We start from the raw sequence: 7666 nt of genomic DNA on the forward strand, positions 1-7666 counted from the left end.
GTGCATCCGGTAGATCTCGGCAATCAGGCGCAGTTCGATCCGGCGTTTGTGAAGATTTCGCCCAATGGGCGTATCCCGGCCATCGTCGATCGCGAGGGCGATGGCGGTGCGCCGTTGACGCTGATGGAATCCGGGGCGATCCTCGTTTATCTCGCAGAGAAAACGGGCAAGTTCCTCGCCGCGAAGGGCGGTCAGCGCGCCAAGGCGCTGGAATGGCTGATGTGGCAGATGGGCGGCGTCGGTCCGATGATGGGGCAGGCCAATCATTTTCTGAACACCGCCAGCGAGAAGATCCCCTATGCCATCGATCGCTATGTCGGGGAGAGCGCCCGCCTGCTGAAGGTGATGGACGGCCGTCTGGGGCAGGCGGATTATCTGGGCGGGGACTATTCCATCGCCGATATGGCGACCTATCCCTGGGTTGCTGTCGGTTTCGATCTCATTCGTCAGGCCCGCCCGGACATTGTGGGCGAGGGCGCGAATATCGAGCGCTGGATGAAAAATGTCGCCGCGCGGCCCGCTGTGCAGCGCGGTATGAAGATACCTTCGGTCTGATTTCGGTCAATTTCAGTCGAATTGTTGTAATGCTGCGTCACTCCCGGGCGCGGCGTTAACCATTCTTTCAAAACGGTCATGAAAGCATCCCTATGACGCAGGAAGGGTCCTGCGATCATGAACAGCAAGCCGGCGGGCACGCGCAAGACGCGTCCGGCCTGTTTATGGGGGTTTGAAACCATGGCTCGTATGCAATTCGACGTTGCCGACAAGAGTGAACTTGGGGCGCCGGGCGGTTCCGGAGATGCTTTGCTTAATCTCGGCCTGATGTATTCGACGGGGCGCGACGTGGAAGTCGATCTCGTCACGGCTCACAAATGGTTCAATCTGGCCGCGATGCGCGGCAGCGTTGCGGCGCGCGACTACCGGGCGGAACTTGCCCGGGAGATGTCGCCGGCCGAGGTCGCGGAAGCGCAACGCCAGGCGCGCGAGTGGTTCGCCAGCCAGTAAGATACCGGTTGCGGCCAACGCCTTGCCCGAGGGTAGCGGGCAGGCGCGTTTGAGCCTATGTTCCGGCCCACTCCGCCAGCTTTATTCGCGATGGATGGGACCATGCCGGACGCCGTAGAATACCTGATTCAGATTCTCGATCTCGAACCGATCGAGCAGAACCTTTTCCGGGGCCACAGCCCCGATGTGAGCTGGCAGCGCGTTTTCGGCGGCCAGGTGATCGGTCAGGCGCTGGTGGCGGCCTATCGCACGGTGGAAGAGCGCATCTGCCATTCGCTTCATGCCTATTTCATCCGTCCGGGCGACCCCAAGGTGCCGATCCTCTATGAGGTGGACCGCGCGCGGGACGGCAAGAGCTTCACCACACGGCGCGTCGTTGCGATCCAGCACGGCAAGCAGATCTTCAATCTCGCTGCCTCCTTTCAGATACAGGAAGAAGGCTTCGAGCATCAGGCCGACATGCCCGATGTGCCGATGCCCGAAGACCTCAAGACCGAAACCGAGCTGCGCGAGGCGGTGAAGGACAAGCTCACGCTGGAAATCGCCGCGCATTTCTCGCGGCCCCGTCCCATCGAGATCCGGCCCGTCGATCCGCAGAATTATTTCGATCCCGAGCCCATGGCGCCCGCCCAGCATGTCTGGTTCCGGGCGGTGAAGGATGTGGGCACGACGGAGTCCATCAATCAGTGCGTTCTGGCCTATGCCTCCGACATGACGCTGCTCGATACCTGCATTCGCCCGCATGGCGTGAGCTGGATGCAGGGCAAGCTCCAGTCGGCAAGTCTCGACCATGCCATGTGGTTCCACGCGCCGGTCCGCACCAGCGACTGGCTCCTCTATGTGCAGGACAGCCCCAGCGCCTCGGGCAGCCGGGGCTTCAACCGGGGCAGCATCTTCACCCGGGATGGCCGGCTGGTGGCCTCGGTCGCGCAGGAAGGCCTGATCCGCTATCACGGCAAGAAGCGCTAAATCTCTGGAACGGAAGAAATTCTCCGGCTTTTCGCCTTAGCCCTCTTGAAGCCGCGCTCGAACTTGGGCATACACGGCGGTGGAGAGGTGGCCGAGTGGCTGAAGGCGCTCCCCTGCTAAGGGAGTATACGTTAACCGCGTATCGTGGGTTCGAATCCCATCCTCTCCGCCAGCCTGCTTTGCACTTCGTGCCTCTGGCTGGACCGGCCAGGAACCCCCCTTATCGTTTGTTGACCCGCGCCGACAGCTCTTCAGCGCTCTCCTTGCGTTCCGAATAGCGGTCCACGAGGTAGTCGGCGCGTTCGCGGGTCAGCAGGGTGAACTTCACCAGCTCCTCCATCACATCCACGATGCGGTCGTAATAGGGCGAGGGTTTCATGCGGCCGTCTTCCTCGAATTCGAGGAATGCCTTGGCGACGGAGGACTGGTTGGGGATGGTGATGAGCCGCATCCAGCGGCCCAGAATGCGCATCTGGTTGACGGCGTTGAAGCTCTGCGAACCGCCGGAGACCTGCATTACCGCAAGCGTCTTGCCTTGCGTCGGCCGCACGGCGCCCCGCTTCAGCGGCAGCCAGTCGATCTGGGTTTTCATCACGCCTGACATCGCGCCATGGCGTTCCGGCGAGCACCAGACCATGCCTTCCGACCAGATCACGAGATCGAGCAGTTCCCGCACCTTGGGATGGCTTTCCTCCACGCCGTCCACCAGCGGCAGGCCGTGCGGGTCGAAGACGCGCGTCTCGCAGCCGAAGCGGCGTAGAATGCGCGCTGCCTCTTCATTGGCGAGGCGGCTGTAGGAGCGTTCCCGGAGCGACCCATGCAGCAGCAGGATGCGCGGCGGATGCGTCATGCGCGGCGGGGTGAAAAGCGTTTCTTCGTCGATGGACCGAAAGCTCGTTTCGTCGAGATTGGGGAAGGTGTCGTCAGCCAACGCGCTTTCCCTCCGCATCGATCAGCAGGTCGCCGTCTTCCTTGTGGAAGGGCCCGGGCGGCAGGCGGTCTAGAAGGTCGAGCACCGCCTCGCTCGGGCGGCAGAGCTTCACGCCTTTGGGCGAGCAGACGATGGGGCGGTTAACGAGCACGGGATGCTCGAGCATGGCCGCGAGGATCGTTTCGTCGGAAACGCCGTCCTCCAGCAGGCCCAGGTCGGCGGCGGGCGATTTGGTTTCCCTCAGCGCTTCACGCGGCGTGAGGTCGGCTGCGGCGAAGAGGGCGAGGAGCTGAGCCTTCGTCCAGCCTTCCTTGAGATACTCGATTACTGTCGGCGTTTCGCCGGATGCCTCGATGATCTTGAGGACATTGCGCGATGTCCCGCAATCGGGATTGTGGTGAATGACAATCATCGGACGTTCCTTTCGACCCGGCTGCGGTTACGCTTCTGGTTCGTCGGAAAGCCGCGGATTGTCAACCCGAAACGCCCGTTCAGGCCGGCTCAGAACGGCCAGAGCATCGGCACGAGCGTTACCGTGATGGCAGCGGCGATGAGGTTCATCGGGATGCCGATCTTCATGAAGTCGGTGAAGCGATAGCCGCCGGGGCCATAGACGAGGGTGTTCGTCTGGTAGCCGATGGGTGTCGCGAAGCTTGCGCTGGCCGAGAACATCACCGCCACCACGAAGGGGCGGGGGTCGTAGCCCAGCTGATGCGCAAGGCCGATGGCGATGGGGGTCATCACGATGGCGACGGCGTTGTTGGTCACAAGCTCGGTCATGATCGACGTCATGAGATAGACCGCGAGAAGGGCGGCAATCGGGGGCAGGCCTGAAAGCCATGGCGCGACGCCGTTCACGATGAGCGCCGCTGCGCCGGATTTTTCCAGCGCCGCGCCGACGGCGAGCATGGAAAAGATCAGCACCAATATGCGCCCGTCTATCGCACGGAAGGCGTCGTCGGCATCGAGGCAGCCGGTGAAGAGCACTACGCCCACGCCGATCACCGCGAGGGCGGAAAGCGGCATCACATTGAGCGCGCCGAGCAGCACCACGCCCGCCAGCACGGCAAAGGCGAGCGGCGCCTTGTTGCGGCGATAGCCGCGTTCGGCGGGCTCGGTGAGGTTCAGCAGGTTCATCTCTTCCGACAGGCGCTTCACATCGTCGGCGGCACCCTCGATCAGCAGCGTGTCGCCCGCCTTGGGGGCGATCTCGCCGATCTGGCGGCCGAGATTTTCGCCATGGCGGTGCACGGCGAGAATGTAGATCGCATAGCGGCGGCGCAGGCGCTGGTGGCGCAGCTCCGTTCCGATCAGGCTGCTGTTGGGGGCGACCAGCGCTTCCACCACCACGGCTTCGCGCTGGCCGACTTCGGAGAGGCCTTCGGGCGCGAGCTGGACGCTCGCCTCGGAGCGCAGGCTCAGCACTTCGGCCATGCTGGATTCGAAAACGATGCGGTCGCGCGGTTCCAGCACCAGCGTGTCGAGCCGGTGGCGCTGCGAGCGTTCGTTGCGCACCACGTCCACCACGCGAATGTCGCGCTTGCGGAAGGTTTCGATTTCGCCGACGCGCTTGCCGATGAATGGCGAGCCGGGGTTGAGCAGCGCGTCGGTGAGGAAGCGTTGCGATTTGCGCTCGCCCAGCATGCCGGCCAGCGTCATGCGGTCGGGCAGCAGGAAATGCGCCATCACCAGCATCGCCGCGCCGCCCACAAGGGTCAGGGTCAGGCCGAGCGCGGTGATCTCGAACATGCCGAACGGCTCCATGCCGTTTGCCACCGCGACGCCATTGACCAGCAGGTTGGTCGACGTGCCGATCAGCGTGCAGGTGCCGCCCAGGATTGCCGCGTAGGAAAGCGGGATCAGCATGCGCGAGGGCGCCATCTTCAGCTTTGCCGCGATGCCCATCACGATCGGGATCATCACCATCACGACCGGCGTATTGTTGACGAAGGCGGAGGCCGTGGCGGTGAGCCCCATCAGCCAGGAGAAGACGCCGCGGTTTCCTTTTTCCGCCGCCCGCTGGAAACGCGATGTCAGATTGGCGAGAAAGCCCGTGCGCACCAGCGCACCTGACAGGATGAACATGGCCGCAATCGTCACCGGTGCGTCGTTGGCGAAGGAGGACAGCATGGAATCGGCATCGAGCAGGCCCGTGGCCAGCAGCACGCCCACGCCGCCAAGCGCCACCACTTCGGGCGGGAACTTCTCGGTGGTGAAGAAGACGAGCATGATGGCGATGACGCCGAGAACGGCGTAAGGGGCCAGGGGAGCGGCTGCTTGGAACATGCTACCTTGTCGTTTCGACGTGCCGGCCGGCATCTGCCGGGCTCGCGGGGATCGGATGGGGTGAAGGTGAGACGCCGCCGCAGAAAATTCAATAAAAAAATGTGCTTTAATTCATCCAACAAAAATGTGGTGTAAAAAATAGCGCGTATTTTCTTCCGCGAAAAAAATGCTATCTACCCCGGCGCCGCTCGGGCGGTTTCTTACAGGGATGCAGGATGGGGAAAATGCCAGAACTCAAGGTGTTGTTCGAGCGTAACCGGGAATGGGCCGAAGGGGTCAAGGAACGCGATCCGGAATTCTTCAACCGCCTTTCCCGCCAGCAGGCACCCGAGTTTCTCTGGATCGGCTGTGCCGACAGCCGGGTTCCCGCCAATCAGATCATCGACCTGCCGCCGGGCGAGGTCTTCGTTCACCGCAACATCGCGAATGTGGTGGTCGCCTCGGACCTGAACTGCCTCTCCGTTATTCAGTTCGCGGTCGAGGTGCTGAAGGTGAAGCATATCATCGTCACGGGCCACTATGGCTGCGGCGGCGTGCGCGCCTCGCTGGAGAAGTCCGATCACGGCCTGATCGACAACTGGCTCAACCATATTCGCGGCGTCTACAGGCTGCACCGCCATCATGTGGACGCGGCCGAGGATGAAGAAGGCCGTGTGGACCGGCTCTGCGAGCTGAATGTGCTCGAGCAGGTGCGCAATGTCTGCACCACCACCATCGTCCGCGACGCCTGGGCCAACGGTCAGGACCTTCGGGTTCACGGCTGGTGCTATTCGATCAAGGACGGCCTGGTGCGCGGCCTGTGCTCGCATGGCGGGCAGGACGATATCGACACGGGCCTCGGGGACGATCTGGAAGCGCTGGCCGCGCGGTGGCTGACGGGCGAGGTCTGAGCTCGCCCGCCAGCGTCAGCGTGCCTACTGCATGTACCAGCCATGGCTTACCACCACGGACTGGCCGGTCAGCGCATTGCTGGGGAAGCTTGCGAACATCAGGGCGATTTCGGCGACGTCTTCCACGGTCGTGAATTCGCCGTCGACGGTCTGTTTCAGCATCACGTTCTTGATGACTTCTTCTTCGGAGATGCCGAGTTCCTCGGCCTGTTCGGGGATCTGCTTGTCCACCAGCGGCGTGCGCACGAAGCCGGGGCAGATCACATTGGCGCGCACGCCATGCTCGGCCCCTTCCTTCGAGACGGTGCGGCAGAGACCCAGCAATCCGTGTTTCGCCGTCACATAGGCCGACTTCAGGACCGACGCCTCCTTGGAGTGAACTGAGCCCATATAGATCACGCTGCCCGAGCCCTGTTTGTACATATGGGGCAGGCAGGCTTTCGTGGTCAGGAAGGCGCCGTCGAGATGGATCGCCAGCATCTTCTTCCAGTCGTCGAAGGAGAAGTCCTGCACAGGGTTCACGATCTGCACGCCGGCATTGCTCACCAGCACATCGATCCTGCCCCATTTGTCCACGACCTGCTGGACGCCGTCATTCACGGCCTTTTCGTTCGTGACGTCCATTTCGACGGCCATGGCCGAGCCGCTGCTTCCATTGTCGATTTCCTTCGCCGTCGCCTGCGCCTTGTCGGCATTGAGGTCGGCGATCACCACTTTCGCGCCCTCGGAGGCGTAGCGGGTGGCAATGGCCTTGCCGATGCCGCTCGCCGATCCGGTAATAAGAGCCACCTTGTCTTTCATTTTCATGTTTGCACTCCTTTCAGTGCTGACGCTCAGTCGGTCGCATCCCGCGTCAGGTCGAAGACCTGGATGCCGCTTTCGGGGCGGTGGCGGTCGCGCCATGCCTGGTGGCGCAGCGTGCGCGTCACGTCGTTGCGGCCCGCCTGCCAGTGATCGCCGATCGTGGCGCGGGAGAATTCATAATCCTTCGCATGGTTGTGGTAGCGCATGCGGCGATGGATCAGATGGATGATGGTGATTGCGTTGTGCCGGTCGCATTCTCGCAATGCCTGCACATCCGGATCGTCGGAAAATTCCGGCGGCAGCTTTTCCAGCAGGTTGCTGACGGCCTTTTCCATACGGTGGCGGCGGCGGAACACATCGGTGTTGAGGCGCGTGCGGCTGGAGTAGCGGATGTCCTTCTGGCGTTCGGCCACCTCGCCGATGGTGCGCGGCAGGGGGCCGCGTGCATTGAAGAGATCGACCTGGAAGACGCACATATCGTCCACCGTGTCTTCCTCCAGCACATATTGAAGTGGCGTGTTGGAGACGATGCCGCCGTCCCAGTAATGCTCGCCGTCGATTTCGACCGGCTGAACAGCGGCGATGTGCGTTTCAGCGTCGGCGCGGTCAACGTCCGAAGCGGCAATTTCGTCTATTTCGACAATCACGACATGGAAATCGATCTGAAGCATGTCATGGCCTCCGGCGCGCTTCCGCCCGGCTTCCCGCCTGTCGAAATCGACGGCGAGCATTACTGGGACGGCGGCATCGTCTCCAACACGCCACTTCAATATGTGCTGGA

9 protein-coding genes, 1 tRNA gene and 1 pseudogene are annotated in these 7666 nt (G+C 62.5%); 6 read left to right on the plus strand and 5 right to left on the minus strand.

The window, feature by feature from the left end; all coding sequences use genetic code 11:
- The 4 genes from CMI59_RS01540 to CMI59_RS01555 form a co-directional block, all read left to right on the plus strand.
- Window positions 1–555: glutathione binding-like protein (locus tag CMI59_RS01540; protein WP_293323767.1), on the plus strand; the 555-nt coding region annotated here is incomplete at its 5' end.
- A gap of 180 nt (window positions 556–735) precedes the next feature.
- Window positions 736–1005, plus strand: coding sequence for a hypothetical protein (locus tag CMI59_RS01545; protein ID WP_293323787.1), 270 nt, complete (start codon window positions 736–738; stop codon window positions 1003–1005).
- A 102-nt stretch (window positions 1006–1107) separates the two neighbouring features.
- Entirely contained in the window at window positions 1108–1974 is an 867-nt protein-coding gene (gene tesB, locus CMI59_RS01550; protein WP_293323770.1) for an acyl-CoA thioesterase II, read from the plus strand.
- An 81-nt stretch (window positions 1975–2055) separates the two neighbouring features.
- A tRNA-Ser gene (locus CMI59_RS01555) sits at window positions 2056–2146 on the plus strand.
- 48 nt (window positions 2147–2194) lie between these two features.
- Here CMI59_RS01555 and arsH read toward each other — a convergent pair.
- The 3 genes from arsH to CMI59_RS01570 all read right to left on the minus strand — a co-directional run bounded on the left by arsH (window position 2195) and on the right by CMI59_RS01570 (window position 5191).
- The gene (gene arsH, locus CMI59_RS01560; RefSeq protein WP_293323773.1) at window positions 2195–2923 is read right to left on the minus strand and encodes an arsenical resistance protein ArsH; all 729 of its coding nucleotides are present in this window, start codon (window positions 2921–2923) and stop codon (window positions 2195–2197) included.
- Window positions 2898–3317, minus strand: a complete 420-nt coding sequence (arsC, locus tag CMI59_RS01565; RefSeq protein WP_293323776.1) for an arsenate reductase (glutaredoxin) — start codon at window positions 3315–3317, stop codon at window positions 2898–2900. Before arsC ends, arsH begins: the two co-directional genes overlap by 26 nt.
- Window positions 3318–3406: 89 nt before the next feature.
- A complete protein-coding gene (locus CMI59_RS01570; RefSeq protein ID WP_293323779.1) occupies window positions 3407–5191 on the minus strand; it encodes an SLC13 family permease in 1785 nt (594 codons plus the stop codon).
- 224 nt (window positions 5192–5415) lie between these two features.
- On the opposite strand from CMI59_RS01570, the gene can reads away from it, so the two are divergent.
- Window positions 5416–6081: a carbonate dehydratase gene (gene can / locus CMI59_RS01575; RefSeq protein ID WP_293323781.1), complete on the plus strand. Its 666-nt coding sequence runs from the start codon at window positions 5416–5418 to the stop codon at window positions 6079–6081.
- Between the two features lie 24 nt (window positions 6082–6105).
- Here the strand turns inward: can and CMI59_RS01580 are convergent, their stop codons facing one another.
- Both CMI59_RS01580 and CMI59_RS01585 read right to left on the minus strand, forming a co-directional pair.
- Entirely contained in the window at window positions 6106–6888 is a 783-nt protein-coding gene (locus tag CMI59_RS01580; RefSeq protein ID WP_293323784.1) for a 3-hydroxybutyrate dehydrogenase, read from the minus strand.
- 26 nt (window positions 6889–6914) lie between these two features.
- Window positions 6915–7361 (minus strand): DUF3734 domain-containing protein, encoded by a 447-nt coding sequence (locus CMI59_RS01585; RefSeq protein WP_293323789.1) that lies wholly within the window; start codon window positions 7359–7361, stop codon window positions 6915–6917.
- A 78-nt stretch (window positions 7362–7439) separates the two neighbouring features.
- On the opposite strand from CMI59_RS01585, the pseudogene CMI59_RS01590 reads away from it, so the two are divergent.
- Window positions 7440–7666: pseudogene (locus tag CMI59_RS01590) on the plus strand (patatin-like phospholipase family protein); the annotation flags it as partial.

Source organism: Parvibaculum sp. (genome assembly GCF_002684405.1).
GTDB lineage: Bacteria > Pseudomonadota > Alphaproteobacteria > Parvibaculales > Parvibaculaceae > Parvibaculum.

Bases quoted from the DNA above. Each gene is read 5' to 3' on its own strand.
- CMI59_RS01545 (WP_293323787.1), top strand. From the start codon at position 736: ATGGCTCGTATGCAATTCGACGTTGCCGACAAGAGTGAACTTGGGGCG.
- arsC (WP_293323776.1), bottom strand. From the start codon at position 3,317: ATGATTGTCATTCACCACAATCCCGATTGCGGGACATCGCGCAATGTC.
- can (WP_293323781.1), top strand. From the start codon at position 5,416: ATGCCAGAACTCAAGGTGTTGTTCGAGCGTAACCGGGAATGGGCCGAA.
- arsH (WP_293323773.1), bottom strand. From the start codon at position 2,923: ATGCGGAGGGAAAGCGCGTTGGCTGACGACACCTTCCCCAATCTCGAC.
- CMI59_RS01580 (WP_293323784.1), bottom strand. From the start codon at position 6,888: ATGAAAATGAAAGACAAGGTGGCTCTTATTACCGGATCGGCGAGCGGC.
- tesB (WP_293323770.1), top strand. From the start codon at position 1,108: ATGCCGGACGCCGTAGAATACCTGATTCAGATTCTCGATCTCGAACCG.
- CMI59_RS01585 (WP_293323789.1), bottom strand. From the start codon at position 7,361: ATGTGCGTCTTCCAGGTCGATCTCTTCAATGCACGCGGCCCCCTGCCG.
- CMI59_RS01570 (WP_293323779.1), bottom strand. From the start codon at position 5,191: ATGTTCCAAGCAGCCGCTCCCCTGGCCCCTTACGCCGTTCTCGGCGTC.